Annotated in this window: 1 protein-coding gene; it reads left to right on the top strand. The window is 43.7% G+C overall.

Going from position 1 to position 21,658, the window contains the following annotated elements; translation table 11 throughout:
• Nucleotides 1-58 precede the first annotated feature (58 nt).
• Nucleotides 59-21,454 carry a non-ribosomal peptide synthetase gene (locus tag PCIT_RS11000; RefSeq protein ID WP_010362913.1) on the top strand — a complete coding sequence of 7,132 codons (21,396 nt, stop codon included), beginning with the start codon at nt 59-61 and terminating at the stop codon, nt 21,452-21,454.
• Nucleotides 21,455-21,658 lie beyond the last annotated feature (204 nt).

Below are 21,658 nucleotides of genomic sequence, written 5' to 3'. Positions count from 1 at the left end.
CTGCGCAAATTTGTAATTACTTTATCTAATTTCTAGCAGCCGTTTTTGAGACAACACAATGAAAAAAACACACCCAACACCCACTAACAATCAAAATTCTCACCCTCAAGACATTGCGATTGTTGGTATGTCTCTTCGTTTACCGGGTGCTAGCACCAAAGCGCAGTTTTGGCATAATTTAAACAATAAAGTCAGCAGTATCACAGAAATTCCTGAAACACGCTGGAACTGGCGAGCAGATTACGATCCATCACCTAAAAAAGACGAACAAAAGATGGTCAGTAAATGGGGCGGGTTTATTGATAATATTGACAGCTTTGATGCGAGCTTTTTCTCAATTTCACCTACCGAAGCACAAAGTATGGACCCTCAGCAGCGTTTAAGCTTAGAGTTGGCGTGGGCTTGTTTTGAAGATGCCGGGTTTGCACCTTCTGATTTTAAAAACTCGAATACGGGGGTTTACTTAGGGTGCAGCAATACCGATTACCAAGAGTTTTCAACGGGCAATATTGACCCCCATTTTTTAACGGGTATGTCGACAGGCGTATTTGCTAACCGTATCTCTCACTACTTTAACTTTCAAGGCCCCAGTGAAACAGTGGATACTGCATGTTCGTCATCACTGGTGGCAATCCACAAAGCGGTTAATGACTTTAAAAATGGTGAAATTTCTGCCGCCTTAGTCGGGGGCGTTAATTTACTGATCACCAAAAGCCGCTATGTCTCGTTCAGTAAACTCGGCGTACTATCACCAAAAGGCCGCTGTAAAACCTTAGATGCTGACGCTGATGGCTATGTTCGGGGTGAAGGCCTTGGCATGTTACTGCTATTGCCTATCGACAAAGCAACCGAATTAAACGCCACCATTTATGGTGTAATTAAAGGCAGCAGTATTGGCCATTCTGGCAAAACCAATACCCTGACCTCCCCGAACCCTTTTTCACAGTCTCGGGTTATTCAACAAGCACACGAATCAGCTGGGATCACCTCAGATCAAGTGTCGTTTGTCGAGCTGCACGGCACCGGCACAAAACTCGGTGATCCATTAGAAATTCAGGGGCTAAAGCGCGCTTTTAGAGCAACCAAAGCAAAAAATGCATCGCCTATGCCCTGCTATCTAAGTACGGTTAAAACCAATATTGGCCACCTAGAGTCTGCCGCGGGGATCGCGGGGGTGATAAAAGTATTGTTGAGCTTCGCTAACAAAGCGATTTCGCCGCTACAAAATTTCTCAACCCTCAACCCTAAAATTGCACTCAAAAATTCGCCTTTTAAACTTGCTACTGAGTCAATTGATTGGCCAAGTGACCTCATGCAAAATCAGTCGCGAATGGCAGGCGTATCTTCTTTTGGTTTTGCTGGCGTAAATGCACACGTTATTTTGCAAGAACCGCCGAGACAAACAGCTGAGTCAGACGCATCTGCACATAATGAATGCCTACCGACTCAACAGATGGTGTATGTTATATCAGCAAAAACTCACCAAGCACTTAAACAACGGGTATTACAACTGAGTGATGCCCTAAAAAGTACGCCATCTGCTGAGTTAGATTTACGTAGCGTGACATACACACTGCAAACCGGCCGAGAAGCAATGGCTTATCGTGTTGGATTTATCGCCTCCTCTGCCGATGAGGCCTTAACACAGCTTAGCCATTATCTTGATGACGACCCAGCATCATGGCATGAAGCAAAAATAGCTAAAGCCACATTAAACAGCCCAGATAAATTTGATATGACGCAGTCAAATATCACTTTGCACATGTTACTTAGCGCGTGGTTAGCGGGTAATATTGTAGACTGGGCGCAACTCTACCGCGAAGAAAAGCCACGCCGGATCAGCCTACCCAGCTACCCATTTTCATTAAACTCCCATTGGATATCGACAGCTCAAGCGACACCACCCAAAGCAGATATGCTTCATCCACTCGTACATCAAACGATGCCCGCGCTTGACGAACTCGTATTTGAATCTCGTTTTTCAGGTAATGAAGTTTTCTTTAAAGAGCATGTTGTCAATCAACAGAAAATGTTGCCTGGAGTATGCAGCTTAGAAATGGCCCTTAAGGCAATTTGTCTTTCACATCAAATTGAGAACTCTCATACCATTGAATTTGAAGATGTACGTTGGATCCGACCGGTTATCATTGACCAAAAACATCATGAGACCGAAGTCAGCCTATCACTATGGGACGGCGAACATGCCCTGTCATTTGAGCTATACAACACATCAGGCACCGCTCAACATTGCTATGCAAAAGGCCAAGTGAGAGTCGTAGAGTGTCAAAACCCAAACAGTCAGCAACCAAGCATAACTACGAGCTGGCCTACCCTTGGTTTTATAGAAGCGAAAGATCATAATGGTCAACGCGTCACTGAGCTCACATCAAACGGCCTTTATCAGCTATTTTCAAAGGCGGGGATCGAGTATGGCCCGAGCTTTCAGGGCATTCAACGCATTCAACGGCGCGGCAACGAGTCGCTGGCACTACTCAACATAGCAAAGCGGTATTGTCATGGCTTTTATGCCGCACCGGCGATACTCGACGCAGCATTACAGTCATTGGCTATTTTTTCAAAAGATGATGAATTATCACTGCCCTTTGCCGTCGAACAAGTTCACTTTTTTAATGTTAACGCCCTAACGGCCGCATTGAATTGTGCAAACAACACCGTAAAAACAATTTGGGTGCGCGCATGTCAAACCCAAAACGGCAGCCACAACACATCGACTCACACAACACAGTATGATATTGAAATACTTGATGAAGACGGGACACTCTATGTACAGTTTCAAGGTTTTTCAACACGTTCTGTTAAGGTTGAACCTGAAGTGGCAGCAGAACCCCCTTCAAGTATTCCACCAGCGGATGTCACCGTTAATAGGCTTTCACACCCTTTGAATGTACTTAAACCTTGCTGGATCACAGCAGAGCCCAACACAGTAGACAATATGCCTCAATGCGCTGATATTGATGCAACTATTTGGGATTACCAAGGGCCACAAAAATATAAACCTGAATTTGTGCACACGCCGTTTTCATTGGCTGATGACAATACCTATATTGCTGATCACCTCATTTGGTTCGCGATAGATCAATATGCAGATCCACTGACGTTATTTACTTATATCAAGTCTTTACTCGCAAATGGCTATGGTACAAAACGTTTTTCAATCACCTTAGCCACCTATCAAACGCAGCGGGTACATGCTGAGCCCTGCTACGCTGAGGGAGCCGGACTCATCGGTTTATTACAAAGTATTGCTCAAGAATACCCTCTTTGGGATATTAGAGTCTGCGATCTACCCGTGGAACTATTTTCAAGTCAGTTAAGCCACTCCGACTGCGAACATGTATGGCATGCTGCAGTCTCTTTACCGACTGATTTTCATGCCTACAGACACGGTCAATGGTTTAAATTTAATATTGCATCACACCACTACCAACAAAACATGTTGTCCGATGCGCCTTCTTCGCATATCTGTAACTACCGACAAGATGGGGTGTATTTAGTCTTAGGGGGTGCCGGAGGGCTTGGGCAAGCATGGAGTGAATGGATGATCCGCCATTTCAATGCTCAGCTTATTTGGGTAGGCCGAAGTGATGAAAATGACACGATCAAACATGACATTGCTCAACTGGCAAAAATAGGCAAAGCCCCTATCTACTTCAGTGCCGATGCCGCAGATGAAAGGGCTATGCACGCAATCTTAGAGACAATAGCGCAATCCTTTTCACAGCTTAATGGTGTTGTGCACTCAATCTTACATTTAGAAGATCAAAGCATTGCCAATATGGACGACGCGCAATTTCTTCGCAGCTACCAAGCAAAGCAGCAAACAAGCCAAACATTATTTAAGGTGTTGAACAATCACGATGTAGACTTTTTGCTGTTTTTCTCATCTTTACAATCTTTTTCACCCGCAGCTGGACAGTGCAATTATGCCGCGGGGTGCCACTATATTGATAGTTTGGCTCGTGCGAATAACCACAAATTTCCCATAAAAATCGTTAATTGGGGTTATTGGGGGTCGATTGGCGTTGTTCAAGATGCCTACTACCAGCAAAAAATGGCACAACTGGGTATTGGGTCAATAGAGGTCGACGAAGGCATGCACGCACTTGCACAATTTATGTCGTCTTCACTATTACAAGTTGGGGTACTTAAAGCCACAGAGCAAGCATGTCATCAAGTTGCTAAACACCATAGTTACTCAACAAACACCCCATTGACTGCATTTGTGCAAAAGGCCAGCGCCGTTAGTTATGACAAAGAGCAAACTACCGTTGCGGATGACGTGGTACTTAACGCGCTGTGCGATGCGCTTCATAGCGCAGGGTGCCAATCATTATTAGATCGCGCAATACATTTATCAAAACTGCCTGACTACTTTCAATCTTGGTGGCAAGAAACACAGCGCTATTTAACTGACTCTGGGCTGATGCAAGCGCACCAAGTCTGTCAAAGTAATAAAGACACAACAGATATTCCTATCAATAACGCACTACTTGATACCTGTCTGTCACACCTTCCTGATATTTTACAGGGGCATAAAAAACCTACTGACGTATTATTTCCAAATGGCTCGCTGTCACTGGTCGAGAGCGTCTATAAAAACAATCAGCAAGCTGACTATGCTAACCGTGTATTGGTTGAACAGTTAACCCGCTACTTAACTCAATTAGCCGCACCGTCAGTAAAAATACTTGAAATTGGCGCAGGTACAGGCGGCACGACCGCCGCAGTGTTACCTCATTTAGCGCCTTGGTCTATTGAAGAGTACGCGTATACAGATTTATCACAGGCATTTTTTAATCATGCCCAAGCGCAATTTAAAACAACGTATCCTTATGTTACAACCAAATACTTTGATGTTAGCAAGCCGCTTAATGTACAAAAGGCACCACAAAGCATCGAAATAGCATCTTATGATGTGGTTATCGCGACCAATGTACTCCATGCAACAGCCAATATACGAGCCACACTTCAAAATGCCAAAGCCTGCTTAAAGCCCGGTGGCATCATACTTATCAATGAAGTAGTGGAAAAATCGCTCTTTACACAGCTTACCTTTGGTTTATTAGAGGGATGGTGGCTTAGCCAAGACAGCACTTTGCGGATCTCAGGCTCCCCTATGTTGTCGCTTTCTCGCTGGCAAGCTGTGCTAGAAGAGGAAGGTTTTATCAATGTTACCACTCCTGCTGCACCACACTCGGCACAACACATTATTTGTGCGCAAAGTGACGGTAATATTTTGCAAAAAATAATACACACCCCTCAAAACATTTGTAATGCCGACATAAATACTCGCTCAACGACAACAACAGATCACGCTCACTCAGTGCCAAGCAAACACGACGCTTCTATTACTATGAATCTAAATCACACACTCACAGATACACTGACTTATACGCAACACACATTATTTACCATCGCCAGTAAAGCACTCAATATCCCTGAAGACGAATTAGATCTAGACGAATCATTTGCTGATTATGGGGTAGACTCAATTCTTGCTATTCAAATGCTAGATGACATCAACGAGACGTTCGCCTTATCATTACCAGCCACGTTGCTATTTGACTACCCGTCTATTTCAACACTCAGCAACTACATTGCAACTGAGCACCATACTCATTTAGCACAGTTTATAAAAAGCGCCAAAAACGACACTGCCCACGTCAGTAATACTGAGATAAACACCGAACAAGTCCAACACAAACCAGACACGTCTGCTCAGTCCTCAGTCAACACGAGTGCCAGTACAAAACGACGATTTAGAAAGCCTGACGATAGCGCTGTTTCTCATTCATCGGGAAAGAACGCAGCGCCCGTGGCGAACAATACTGACACAGCGCAAAAAGTCGCCATCATTGGTATGAGTGGCCAATTTGGCAGTGCATCCAATCTCGAAGAGTTTTGGACGATGATACAAGAGCAACGCACATCAGTCGTTGAACAACAACGCTGGGATTTACATACGTTAAGTGAGCCAGCACAGTCTTGGTGTCGCTATGCCAGTTTGCTTGATGATATATCATCGTTTGACGCTGCTTTCTTTTCAATTACTCCGCAAGAAGCCATGTATATGGATCCGCAACAGCGCTTGTTCTTGCAAGAGTGTTATAAAGCACTCGATGATGCCAATATGGCCAACAGCGTATCAGGTAAAAATGTGGGGGTGTATTTAGGATGCGCACAAGGTGACTATGCGTCATTAGCGCCTGACGATGCCCCTGCACAAGTATTTTGGGGTAATGCCGGGTCTGTCATTCCGGCTCGCGTGTCTTATTTTTTAAATTTAAAAGGTCCAGCCATTGCTGTTGATACAGCCTGCTCCTCATCGTTAGTCTCAATTCATATGGCCTGCCAAGCGTTATTGAATAACGACATATCATGCGCCTTAGTCGGTGGCGTCGCCACACTTTGTACTTCACAATTTTCTAATCATGCCGGTAAAGCAGGCATGTTAAGTCCTGATGGCACCTGTTATACCTTTGACGACAGAGCAAATGGCTTTGTGCCTGGCGAAGGCGTTGGTGTATTGGTACTCAAACGACTCGATGATGCTCTGCGAGATAACGACCACGTATATGGTGTGATCTTAGGCTCCGCAACCAATCAAGATGGCACTACCAGCGGTATTACCGCGCCAAGCTCAGTCTCTCAGGAACAATTGCACCGTGATGTCTATCACCGTTTCAACATTTCACCCGAGACCATAGGTATGGTTGAAGCACATGGAACCGGCACTAAACTTGGCGATCCTATTGAGTTTCAAGCGCTCACACGCGCATTTCGCCAGCATACAGATTTAAATGATTTTTGCGCCTTGGGATCGGTAAAAACAAACATCGGCCATTGCTTAACTGCCGCAGGTGTCGCGGGGGTGATCAAAGCGTTGTTGGCCATCAAACATAAATCTATACCCGCCTCTCGCAATTTCAACGTGGGTAATGCGCATATAAATTGGCAAGACTCGCCATTTTTTGTTAACACGCAAACAAAGGCATGGCATGTCGAGCCCGGTAAACAAAGACGTGCAGCCATCAGCTCATTTGGGTTTAGTGGCACAAATGCCCACCTTGTCATAGAAGAATTCACTGCACCCGTTACATCAGCAGTGCAGTCAAGCAATGACAAGGCGTTGATCACATTGTCTGCGAAAAGTCCAACAGCGTTATTAGCAAAAGCCAATCAGTTAAAACAGTGGCTTTATACAACACCTGAACATCAACACTCCTGCACTGACATTGCTTACACCCTGCACAATGCCCGTGAGCAAATGGAATACCGCATGGGGTTTGTCGCATCAACCGCTGAGCAAATAAGCACTCAATTACAGCTTTTCATAAATAAAAGCCGTGGTGAATGGAAAAAAGGCGAAGTCAAACAAGGTAAAAACATATTATCAGCCCTCGATGAGCGAGATTTCACGCGCTGGGCCTACGAGCAAGACTATACCAAGTTACTATCTTTGTGGGTGGTGGGCGCAGTGATTGATTGGCCATTACTTTATAACAATGATTGTGATACGAACGAGTTTTACAAAAAAGGGATTGAGCCACGTACACTCAAACTTCCCGTATACCCGTTCGATAATGAGTCACATTGGATCCCCGCTGAAAAACTGCCGACGGCTGCAACTAACAAACCGTCACTCATCGCCCGAAATAAAACAGGCACGCCTTCTTTTGACTCCTTGACACATGCCACTGATTTTGCGAACGCTTCACACTCACACAACCAGATAATAAATGCTCATCAGGCGGATGAATCATCAAAGTTATTACATTACCTACCACAGTGGGAAACCACAGCGATTGACGATAGAACGGCGCAATGCTCGTCACAACCTGACACACACCATGTTGTAACTATTGGTACATTTAATGTCAGTGCGCTCACCCCAAGCAACTTAAATAGCAAAGCTGAAGTAGTCATCCACTCGCTGTTAGCCAACTCAGCTCTAGCCCAAGCGCAAACCCAAGTTTCGCCACCGTTTGAACAAACACAATTAGAAGCGTATGCCTTAGCTCTTTTAAGCTATTTGCACCCTCTCATGATGAGTAAACGACCTGCTTTAGTGCAATTGATCATACGTTCATCTGCGCAGCTTGATAAACAGCACCTTCTCGCATTAGCTGGTATGTTAAAAACAGCAGCATTAGAGTGCAGCTATATCACCACGCAGTTGATCCAATTTGATGACTCTATGTCTGATGATCAAGAAATTAATGCGCTTAAGCAAGAAGCGGTACTTTATCCAAATAACCACAGAGTGATCAGATATAAGCTGCAACAAAGGGCCGTACTCAGTTATATCGATGCTCAGTCTGTCGAGGGCCAATTGACAGCGCATGTTAACCCCGCTGAATTACCATGGAAAGACCATGGCGTGTATATTATTACCGGTGGCTTAGGGCACATAGGTAAAGCCTTTACAAAGGAGATCTTGGAAAAGTCGACTTACTCTAAAGTAATATTAATTGGGACCAAACCCGCCAGCACCACAATAGATAGGCAACTAAGCCAATTGCAAAACGAATTTGCACAGGGAGCTTCTCGCTTAGACTATTATGCGATGGATATCTCACAGCACGAACAAGTGTCGGCGCTATTCAATACGCTCATGCAGCGTTATGGTCAAATCACCGGTATTATCCACAGTGCTGGCGTTATAAAAGACAGTTTAATTACCCGCAAAACACCTGCTGAACTCAAGCACGTTTTTGCACCCAAAATAGCAGGTCTAGTAGCGCTGGATGAGGCAAGTAAGGCATTAGACTTGGACTTTTTTGTCAGCTTTTCCTCTATTGCAAGTGTGTTTGGTAACCTTGGTCAGGCAGATTATGCCACAGCAAACGCATTTATTGACCAATACATGGCTGAACGACATGCTCAAGTGTGTCAGGGAACCCGTCACGGGCTCAGCCTATGTATAAACTGGCCTTTATGGGACCAAGGTGGAGGCATGCAGGTCGACGCTGCCACGAAAACGATATTGCAACGCCAAGGGATGTCGCTGATGAGCTGTGAACTGGGCATTGACGCGTTTTATCGTGCACTTGCTTTGGGCGTAACTATGCCGCAGCACTGTTTCTTATTTGGTAAACCAACCCAACTTACGCGTTTATGGGAGATGAATACCTCCACTTCTGCAGCCAGTCAATCAAGCTCATATGCCGTAGCCAAAGATACAAACTCGACGCTGAAAAGTGCCAGCGAAATAATGCAATACCTGAAAAAGGTTGTGTCAGAGGTAACGAAAATCCCCTGTGATGAGCTGGACGAGCAGGAAAACTTTCGAGAAATCGGTTTTGACTCAATCATGCTTTTATCAATTACTCAAACCATTGAAGCTGAGCAATTTTTAAATGTTGATGCACTGCCACCAGCTCTACTTTTTGAGCTAGAAACACTTGAAGATCTGCAGCACTATCTGTTAGATAACCAAACGCCTTGTGCGCCTCAAGCACCATTAAGTATCGCTGACAACCAAATCGAAAGCACCGTGACTGCATTATCGAAATCTCAGCAAGGTCTATGGTTGTTGCATAAGCAAAAACCTGATCTCACCGCGTATAACGTCCCGCTGGTATTTGACGTATCAAACATCAATCTACATAACATGCAACACGCATTAGATTTTGTCTGTCAAAACAACCCTGTTTTGCAGGTAACAATGTCTGAAGTCGATGGCATACCAAGACAAGAGTTTGCGAACCACGGAATTCAAATTGCAGTGCACACCACCACCTTCAATACTAAAAGTGCACTAACCGATGCGATTCAAGCTTATATTGATCAACCATTTACAATGGACAATACCTTGTTGCTACGCGCAATGCATTTCTCGGTTACCCTCGATGAAAAGCCGCTAGAGCTCATGGCCTTTGTATTCCATCACGTGATCATTGATGGTTCATCAGCGACCATTTTCTTTGAACAACTTATGCAAGCCTATAACACATTACAATCTGGCAGAACGCTTTTACCCGCAGGATCAGACTATGGCTTTTTTAAGTTTGTAGAGTGGGAAAACACCATGCTTAAAGGGCAAGAAGGACAAGCACTTAAGCAATTTTGGCAAAAAGAGCTGCAAGGGTTACTGCCCGTGCTGAAGTTACAGAGCACTCAATACCCTACACCAGACAGTCATAGCCTAAACAGGCATAATGAGCGCCTGCACTCAGAGAGTGGCCGCATTGATGTCGCTATTTCCGCCATAACAGAACAACAAATAAAGCAATCGGTAAAACACACAGGCATAAGCGCATCTGTCTTTTTCTTATCTGTGTTTCAAATGATTCTTAGCCGTTTCAGTGGTAAATCGCACACCAATACAGATTCAACGAATACTCACGAGATCATTGTGGGGATCCCGGTTTTAAATCGTCCTCAACTAAGTATGAGTAAATCACTCGGCCTCTTTGCCAATCAATTGCCCCTTCGTAATACGCTAAACACATCGGCTAGCTTCTCTGAATTGGCTATTAGTAACCAACAAAAACTAAACTGCATAATGGGCCACAGTGCGTTACCTTTTTCGGAAATCATAAATGCCTTAAATAGCCCAAGAAATACTGAACATCACCCTATATTTCAGGTTGGCTACGCGTACCATAACTTCGTTGCACAATCGTGGTTTGCTAATAATGCCAACCTCGCTGACTCCGTGTGGGGCGAGTTTCAACAAGCCCCCGAACTTGACTTAAGCTTAGAAGTTACGCCTTTACCAGAGCAATTTCGCGTCACGTTTAAATTTAACGAACACGCTTATTCATCGTCTTTTATTACAACTCTAGCGAAGGAGTATGTGAGTTTAATCAATGATGTTTTATCTTCACCGACAGTACCAATGCATGACGTTATGACAACTAACCACACCCAAAACCAAGCCAGCACAAACCTAACGTCTGCAATTGCACTTAGTACCGCTGAAAGCCCCCCATTAAATACAGTACGAACTAATACACCCCCTTCAATTTTGGATATGTTTAATGCCCATCTCGGTGAAGCAGCGAATAACTGCGCATTGGTATATGGTGACCATACCCTGTCTTATGCGTCACTCAACCAACGTTCAGACGCTCTTGCCAGTTACTTACTTAGCCTTGATGAGGTTAAAAACCATCAAGGTGAGACATTACTAATTGGTGTGTGTGCCAAACCTTCGCTAGATCTCATCATTGCGATACTGGCTATTTTAAAAAGCGGTGCGGCGTACTTACCGATTGACCCACACTCTGCGCAAGAACGCGCATCTTTCATCCTACAGGATGCACAACCTGCATTACTTTTATTAGACACCGCTCTGTCATCTTGGCACCAGGGTTTATTAACCACCCATGCCAGCGCCCTATCAATTTATGCACTCGATGACTGCCTAAATCACAGTAGCGCCTATTCGCAAGTGAATAACACTCTCGCCGTTCGCAAAGCAATTCATGCGTGTGACTTAGCCTATGTAATTTATACCTCAGGCTCGACAGGCGAGCCAAAAGGAGTGCTTGTAGAACACGGCAACGTCACTCAGTTATTTATTAATAGCCAAACGCTATTTCAGTTTTCTGAGCAAGATACTTGGTGCTTATTTCATTCGTATGCATTTGACTTTTCTGTGTGGGAGATCTGGGGCGCATTATTACATGGTGGTAAACTGGTTATTCCTGACGAGGCCACCAAAAAAGACAGTGCTGCATTCTCACACTTTATTGCGGAGCATGAAGTTACAGTATTAAACCAAACTCCTTCTGCATTCTTTCCGCTTATGGAGCGATTAGTCGCTAACCCGCAGTTAGCGCATCATATTAGACAAATCATTTTTGGCGGTGAAGCGCTCGAATTACATCGTTTAGTTCCGTGGTTTGCATCAGATTATGCACGACCTGAACTTGTTAACATGTATGGCATTACCGAAACCACCATTCATGTGACCCATGCCAGTATTACCAAGAGCATGGTGATGAACAGCCAAAACAAAAGCATTATAGGTCTGCCATTACCGGGTTACGACATCCTTTTATTTGATGAGCATCGACACGCCGTTTCTCATGGCAATATTGGGGAAATGTATGTAGCAGGCACAGGTGTAACACGAGGATACTTAAACCGTACAGCATTAACTGAAGAACGATTTATTAATCATATCGATGAAAGCGGCGTGCAACGTCGTTTATATCGTACAGGAGATTTAGCAAAACGCGCATCTGACGGCCGTCTTGAATATATTGGCAGAACCGATAATCAAGTACAGATCAGAGGCCATAGAATTGAATTAGGCGAAGTACATCATGCATTACTCACACTTAGCTATGTCAATGACGCCGCTGTTATCGTTCAGAATAAGCACCAAGGAGATGTACTGACGGCTTACGTAGTGACTAAAACCTCAGTCTCTATTGAAACATTACGAACAGATTTACTGGCTCTGCTGCCTGAATACATGGTCCCGTCATTTTTTATCTTTATCGAAAAACTTCCCCTGACAGCCAATGGAAAACTCGATAAAAAAGCACTTGAGCAACAGACTTTTCGCACAAAGAGCGACCATGCCAATGCCGCGGTCACTCATCAAGACAGCGCCATACTGCGTACAACTCTCCCTTTGTTGTCAGTCAGTCAATTACAAGCCTCCATCACTAAATTATGGTTACAAACACTTGAGATAGAACATGTCGGATTAGACGAACCCTTTTTTGAGGCCGGTGGTAACTCTCTTTTAGCTAACGTATTGTCTGCTAAGTTTTTGTCTGTATTAAATATTGAGTTTTCAATTACCCAAATTTTTCAATACAGTACTATTCGTGCTATGGCCGAACACCTAGCAAACCAACCTGCTGATAGCCATACAACCCAGCAAAATAATGCATCACCAGATCACGGTATCTCTGCAGCGCAGCCAACACTTATTCAAGATAGCGCGCATACTGCTTCACGCTATCCAGAGTACTATCATGAGAGTGTGGCAATCATTGGGATGTCTTGCCAATATTCTATGTCTGCTAATCATCATGAGTTTTGGCAAAACTTAATACAAGGTAAAGATTTACTTAAACGCATAGCTTATGCAGATGAACACAAACCCGTGACATGGCTAGACTCCTGGGTTGATGGCCAAGATATGTTTGATCCGGCGTTTTTCAATATTTCAGACAAAAACGCCAAAACTATGAGTTATTCTCAACGCCAACTATTACTACATGCTTGGAAAGCCATTGAAGATGCAGGCTACCGCTGTGAACAAATTCCTAAAACAGGTGTTTATATTTCTGCCTCAAACACCGATACGCCAAATTTGAATTTGCACGACAAAATCAAAGATGGTCAATTTATTTTAAATGCCCAAGATTATGTTTCATCAACGCTCAATCAACCAGGTACCTTGCCTACCACTATTTCTTACCATTTAGGCTTCACTGGCCCGAGTTTATTTGTCCACTCTAATTGCTCGTCGTCTATGTCGGCAATAGCTTTGGCATGTACAGCATTAAAAGCCAAAGAAATAGACTACGCCATTGTCGGCGCTGCTTGTTTATATCCGCAGCGCGAAACTGGGTATCACTATGAAAAAGGCATGAACTTTGCCAAAGACGCCCGCTGTAAAGTGTTTGATGAAAACGCCGATGGCATGATTGGAGGTAATGGGGTTTCACTGATCGTACTCAAGCGCGCCAATGAAGCTGTTGACGATGCTGATCATATTTATAGCGTGATCAGAGGCATAAAAGTCAATAACGATGGTAAAGATAAAGCCGGCTTTTTTGCACCAGGCAACACTGGCCAAATGAGCGTGATTGAGCAAACGCTTGAAAGTGCCAATATTCACCCAGAGACCATTAGCTACGTAGAAGCACATGGCACAGGCACTGCCTTGGGCGACCCGATTGAGTTTGCGGCATTGCAACAAGTTTACCAAAAGCACACGAACAAAAAGCAGTTTTGCGGATTAGGGGCTGTTAAATCAAACCTAGGCCATACTGATACACTGGCTGGCCTAACGGGTCTAATCAAAACATCATTGTCGTTGTATTATAAGCAGCTCCCTGCGTCGTTGCATTATACAACGCCCAATCCGCATATTAACTTAGCAGATTCACCATTTTATGTGGTTGATAAACAACAAGCTTGGAGTAGCGAGCACCTACCAAGGCGCGCAGCTGTAAGCTCATTTGGCATTGGTGGTACTAACGCGCACGCCATTTTAGAAGAATATACGCCGCTAAATATGAGCGATGATGTACATGAAAAAGCCTCTTTCCCACAATCGACCTCCCCTGAAGGCCTCTACATTGTGGTGCTATCGGCACAAAGTGCCGACGTCCTGACGCTACAAGTGCAGTTATTGTTAGAACATCTTAGCGTGAATCAATATGAAAAATCGCAGTTAAAAAATATCGCTTACACGCTGCAAACAGGCCGCACAACAATGGCTCATCGTACAGGCTTTGTAGTAAGCTCACTCTCGCAACTTTGCACCGAACTGCAAGTCTATTTAGCCAGCGCAGCCTCTTTATGTAAACAACTTACCAAAGAGGCGGTACCTGCCACAGCCGAGTCGACAGCCTCCCCCGTACAGCAGCAAACTTATTTGGCAACCTGTTTAAGCAACCAGCAGTATCATGAAATTTTACAACGATGGATTGACACAGGCTTTATCAATTGGGACTTTTTATACCAAGATAGTGACTTTAATAATGCGTCCTCCATTACAAAGCTTAGTTTACCTACCTATCCGTTTGACTTAAAACAATACAGTTTATGGGGAATGGAAAATTCGGGCGGGACGAAAGCAGCTTCAGCTGCGATAACTGCAGAGTTGACCAAGCCAACGTTCTCACCGTCATGTAAAACGACACAAGAGACTAACCCGCCACAATTAACCATTGAAGTCCCACATTGGGTCGATAAGTCGCTTAATCAGGTCTCAATTACTCAATCTCAGGCTCACACTCAGGCACAGCATCATGTAATATTTTGTGATGTACCGGAGGTCTCACTGCCTAATGCGACAAGCTATTCGCTCTTCTCAAACCACTACGGTATTGAACACAAGATTGAAGATTATGGTTACCAGCTGGTCGACATCATTAAACAGTTGATTACACTAAAACAGCCTATATCACTTCAACTGGTACTCAATGACACCTATGGCGCAAATAATGAGCCGAGCCAAGCCAATGCGTACTTTTGTTTTCACAGCTTGCTGAAAACCGCGAGTTTAGAAACCCCGTCACTTAAAACGCAAGTCGTTTTGTTCGACAACACGACTAACAGTGACACGCTTACAACGCGTTTAATGAACGATAAGCATCATAATGAAGCAGTTATACGCTACATAGACAACAATAGGCAGATACTTGCTTATAAACCCCTTGATACCCATCAACATGAACTCACTCAACCCTGTGACAACATGTCATGGCAACCAGGCGGCGTGTATTTGATCACCGGAGGCCTTGGTGGTATTGGTGCCCATTTTATTGCTGATCTCAACCGTATAGAACAGCATAAAACTGTGATAGCCACAGGTCGCAAGCCACTAGAACACCCTGATGTGCAAGCACAGTTAACCAAGCTTGCTTGCGCGAATACAACACTTAAGTACGTTCAAGTCGATGTTTCGAAGAAAATGGCGGTTATTCTGCTCATCAGAGACATCATTACTGAATTCGACACGTTAACAGGTGTTATTCATGCCGCAGGGGTATTAAACGACACGCTGCTTACTAAAAAAGACAAATCAACATTTTCAAAAGTTCTTGCTCCAAAAGTGAAAGGGGTTATTGCTCTTGATGAGGCGACTCAAGATATTCCTCTAGACTTTTTGGTTTGTTTTTCAGGGTTAAGTGGTGTTAATGGCGCTATCAGCCAAGTCGATTACGCTACCGCAAACGCGTTTTTAGATAGTTATATGCATTACCGCGACACATTGGTCAGTAAAGGGCTACGTAGCGGTAAAAGTTGTAGTATTGACTGGCCGTATTGGCAACACGGCGGGATGAAGATAAACCCACAATTTGCGACGCAATTAACACAATTGGGTATCACCCCCATGCCAACGAAAATCGGTATTGCAGCCTTTAAACACAGCTTACATCAAGTACAAACATTGGTAGATTATAAGGCGCAAATCTCACAAGATAATACCCAACAGCACCTTGCTTCATCGTCGCGCTTTCAAAGCAAAGCACACCTACACACGCACCTCGAAGAGTTTTTGCTAACGAGCACAGCGTCACTGTTAGGCACTGACCCTGACAGTATTGATTTAGACAGTGACTTAGGGGATTTAGGTGCTGACTCGATTGTATTTATCTCGTTTATTAACCAAGTAAACAAACAATATCAGCTTGATATATCCCCGAGCGTGTTATTTACCCATTCCACACTCAATAGTATTAAAGTGCACATAATAGAGACCTATGAAACGCAGCTTATTGCGCTAAACAACGATGTAAACGATACACAAAAAAGCACTCAATCATTACAACCAGACCCTGAGAACCAAAGCGCACAAGCTGTATCAAAAGACCCAATTGCAATTATTGGTATGAGTTGTGAGTTTCCACAGGCTAAAAACCCCCATGCTTTTTGGCACAACCTCAGTCAAGGTAAAGACAGTGTAACGCCCTATGTCTGGCCACAAGAAAGTAACCCATGCCCAGAACCATTGCCTGATGAAGTAAATTGGTTAGGCCAACTAGATAAAACGGAGCATTTTGATCCTTTATTTTTTAACATTGCGCCAGCCGAAAGTAACCGTATTGGTCGACAAGAAAGCATGTTAATGATGCATGTATGGAAATGCATTGAAGATGCGGGATATGATCCCACCGCTTTAGCAGGATCAAATACCGGTATTTTTATTGGCTGCCAATCAAATTATCACGATGGCATGCTTACCTCTTCTGCTTTTGCGCCAAATCGAATGAGTTATTTCCTTGATTTACATGGCCCAAGTGAAGGCGTTGACACTACATGCTCCTCTTCATTAGTAGCAATACACAAAGCAGTTCAAGCCATAGAACAAGGAGATTGCGATCAAGCCATAGTAGGTGGAGTAAACATTATCGACACGCCACATGCCTCATTAGCTATGCACGACATAGGTGCTTTGTCACCCACTGGTAGATGTAGACCATTCTCCGATGATGCTGATGGCATTGTCCGTGGCGAAGGGATTGGTATGCTGTTTCTTAAGAAGCGCTCGGCTTGCCAACAAGACAATGACTGTATTTACGGTACCATTTTAGGATCTGCGGTAAACCACGGTGGTAAATCTCATGGTTTTACAGTGCCTAATGCCAACGCACAGTCGCGCTTGCTTACTAAGGCATGGCAAAACGCTGAGATTGACCCTTCATCTATTAGCTATATCGAATGTCATGGTACAGGCACATCTTTAGGTGATCCGGTTGAAATCGACGCGTTAAAACAGGCTTATGCGGCTGCAAATAATGACCCCTCAGGGGAAAAAAGGTGCGCACTTGGCTCTGTTAAAAGTAATGTCGGTCACTTAGAAATCGCCGCTGGCATCGCAGGCGTCATTAAAGTGCTGCTGCAATTTAAGCATAAAACATTAGCACCATCACTGCATGTGAAGGCGCTTAACCCATACTTGTCGCTCGATGACACGCCTTTTACGGTGCAAACAACACTGACGGACTGGCAGTCACAACAGCAACGCCGAGCGGCAGTAAGCTCGTTTGGGATAAGTGGCGTTAACGCACACCTCGTACTTGAAGAGCACCACACTGATGACCCTTGTAATGATTTAAACTCCCCCTCGAGTAACAGGCACAATAAGGCGGTTGACCCCATTAAACTATGCACTACGGGCGACGCATCTATTGTTTTGCTATCGGCAAATACAGACACACAGCTACAAGCACAAATCATTGAGCTTAAATCATTTTTGTCTGATCCAACAAACTCAGATCTTGATACACCGCACCAACTGGCACGATTGGCATATACACTGCAAGTGGGCCGTACACATCAAAAATACCGTGCAGCATGGGTGGTATCTTCCATGGCTGAGTTAATAAGCTCACTGGCGAATGCGGAACAAGAAATATGCTCTGGTCGCTTTAAAGCCTCCACCGTTAATAAAGCCAACAAGGCAACACTCAGTAATGATGATGTACAAAGCCTAAAGCTATCAAACAACTTGCCAGCGCTTGCCAAGTTTTGGTTGGACTCAAAAGATGTATGCTGGAACACGTTTAATAGCGATACCTCTTCGGTTGTGCATAAAATGCATTTGCCAACAACCTCATTTATCGATGCCACGCATTTGGAGCAAGGTTTAGCCAAAACAATACTTGAAAAAGCACGTTGCCCTAATGACGAAGAAAACAGTACGTTAAAAAATGAGAAAACACCTTGGTTAGTATTAGAGAATAACTGGGTCTCGGCGCCCTTAGTCAACTCTGAATTAGCATCACCCTCTGACTTAGCACCGCTGTTAGATAAGCGTGTGTTAATTGTATCTCATGAGAGAAAGTCACAATATGCCTTGCTTGATACACTGCCCTCTAGTATGCGCGACTCCGTAAACAGCGTATTGTTTTCAGATTTCAACAACGACAATAAGGGCCACATTTTCACCTCAGATAACCGGCCTGACATTGTATTTTTCATCGCTGACAGCGTACCAGTGCCAAATGTTAGCTCACAGCAGTTAGATTGTTCAGCGTTAAGTGATGCAACAGCACAAATAGCACCGCTGTATCAGTTCATAAAAGCCATAGAAGCATTTGATAAAGACGCGATACAACTGTTTTATGCCACTTTTAGTGATAATGACTCAGTTTCTCGCCATGATATTACAGCATTACTGAGGAGCTACTCGTTAAGAAACACACTACATCAGTGGACAACGGTTGAATTTATAAACAGTGCTGCTTCGAGCGAAAAAAATACGCCAAAGACATGGCAAACTCAATTATTACAAGAAGGTTGTGCACTAAAGTTAGCCAATGGCGAAGCACATCAGTATAACCATGTAAAATACTTACAAGGTACACGATTTGGCGCGCAAATCGAGAAAACCAGCTTGTCAAAATGTGAACGTAATAGCGCTTCTTCTAATGAGCCTATACAATTTAAACACCATGGCGTGTATCTCATTGCTGGCGCTTTAGGCGAGCTCGGTCAACAACTAAGTGAACAGCTATTAACCCAATATAATGCCACCCTCATTTTACTCGGGCGATCCTCTGCCGAGCATAATAAAGCGGCTATAGCAAAATTAAGTGCATTACCTGGAAAAATACATTATTTTCCATGTGACGTTTCTAATGAAGATGATATGACGCAAGTTAAGCGTGACATCGATGCATTGAAGCTGCAGTCACAAAGCCAATCACTCAATGGTATATTTCATTTGGGCACCGCGTTCTCTGAACATGAAAATACTTGGCAAGATTTTGAACAAGCATTGTCAGTCAAAGTAGACGGCTCACAAGTTCTTGACCGCGTATTCTACAATACGCCTTTAGACTTTTTTGTGATGTTTTCTTCAATGGCGGTATTTGGCTCGCTAAACCACTTATCGTATTCGTACGGTAATGGCTTTCAAAATGCCTTTGCGAGTGCTCGAGACACGGCAGTAGAGCAAGGCCACCGTCACGGTAAAACCCTCGCTATTAACTGGGGCTATTGGCACTCGAACAATCCGGTAAAAAGCATTGAAAATGAGTTTGCTATCAAAAAGGGATACTCTCTTATTCGTATGGAAAATGCGTTCGCAGCTCTACCGTCGCTATTAGCGTCTGCCCAAAGTACGTTATGTGTTATGTCCTGTCACAACAGCGATAAAATTTATCATAATACTCTCAGTCATCTAAAGCGAGCGCACAAGCAATCCATTGGGGCCATAACTAATAGCGAAATCCTATCGCCATCCTCGCAACACAGTATAGCGGAGGTGGTGATCAACATTGTGGGTAATGTCATTGGGGTTAAACCTAACGAGTTAGATCTGGAATGTGATTTGTATGATTATGGATTTGATTCAATCTCGCTATTAAAAACTTTCCAACAGTTAAAAACGCAACTGAGCATGGATATTCAAGCCGATGCTTTTAAAAATATGAATACCATTCAAGCATTGATCACAGAAATTGAATTACTCGCTGAGCAGCAAAGTAACACTGATCTCTTAGTACAAACGCCCCAACACCACTTACCAGAAAAACCAAAACAACTGCCTGACTTTATTTTAGACGCAGGGTTCACACTGTCAGAGCCTCCTTCAGGGCTTAGTCACGCCTATGATGGCGATGTTAAGGTTGCATTGTTAACTGGCGCAACCGGGTTTCTTGGCTGTCATATTTTAAGTCAGCTAATGGATACCACACAGGCGAAAGTATATTGCTTAGTGCGTGCCCCCTCACTGAAAAAAGCACAAAAAAGAATACAAGATGCCGCGGCTAATTATCAATTAAAGATTGATATGCGCCGCATTGTGCCTGTTTTAGGCGATATGGAACATCCACAACTGGGCTTATCAAAAAAGAATTGGCTAAAGCTATGTGCTGAAGTCGAGCATATCATTCACACCGCATCGTATGTAAACCATATTCAGCCGTACTTTGCATTTAAAAAATCAGTCGCTGGCACTAATGAACTCCTAACGATGGCAACCAGCCATACACTTAAAATGATGCACTTTGTGTCAAGCACAACCGCTAGCACACAGGTTAAAAACTCGCATTTTTCGGTCAATCCAATAGAGGATTTTATTAACACCGATGATGCGTCATTAATTTGTAGTGGTTATGGGCAATCAAAATGGGTGCAAGAAGAGAATATACGCCAAGCCTCCGAATACGGTGTGCCATATACCATTTATCGATTCTCGGAAATTTCAGGGTCATCAACCACAGGCATAGGCAATACCGATGATATATTCCATCGTATTTTACGTATGATGCTCAGTGTGCCTGTTCGTGCCCAGGACATGTCCTACATGCTTGACATTATTCCCGTTGATAAAGCCGCACAAAGTATTGTGTTTGGCATGGCTGATAAAAACAAACGTAACACGATGTTTAATGTAGCCAACCAAACCCCGCTTACTATTGATAAATTCTACCAATACGCAGAGCAACACCAACTTTGTTTTACCACAGAGAATAAAACAGCCTTTATTCATGCCTGTGAGGGCTATGCAAATAAACTCACTGACGAACATGACCGAATCATTATGGAAGGCTTGTTGTCATGCAGACCCGGTTATGATGAGTACCTTTTTGAAACCTACTTAATGCCGATGACGCCCTATCATAAAGATAATTTTAATGCGTTCATTGCAGAGTACGGCATCGAACTCGGCGACTGGGCGCCTTTATTTGATACTTACTTTAACCAGTGGCGTATAGATAAACATAATAAGGTGCTTTGGGATTACACTGACAAAGACTTAGATAAAGAGAGTTAAGCTTATAAAAACAAGGCAGTATCAATTACCTGTAATATACCACCGGTAAGTAATTGATACTGCTAAACACACATATAACAATTGGAAAATTATATTCAGGAGGCTGCCTACTTGACGGTGTAAGCCACTTATTCTGTGTTTCACGCTATTTTCTAGCCTGTACATATAACGTTTAGACGATTTAGAATAACAGCCCGAAGCACC

The organism is Pseudoalteromonas citrea (genome assembly GCF_000238375.3).
GTDB classification, from domain to species: domain Bacteria; phylum Pseudomonadota; class Gammaproteobacteria; order Enterobacterales; family Alteromonadaceae; genus Pseudoalteromonas; species Pseudoalteromonas citrea.
Note: the sequence above shows the minus strand (reverse complement) of the source record. Positions and strands in the feature narration are given on the sequence as shown.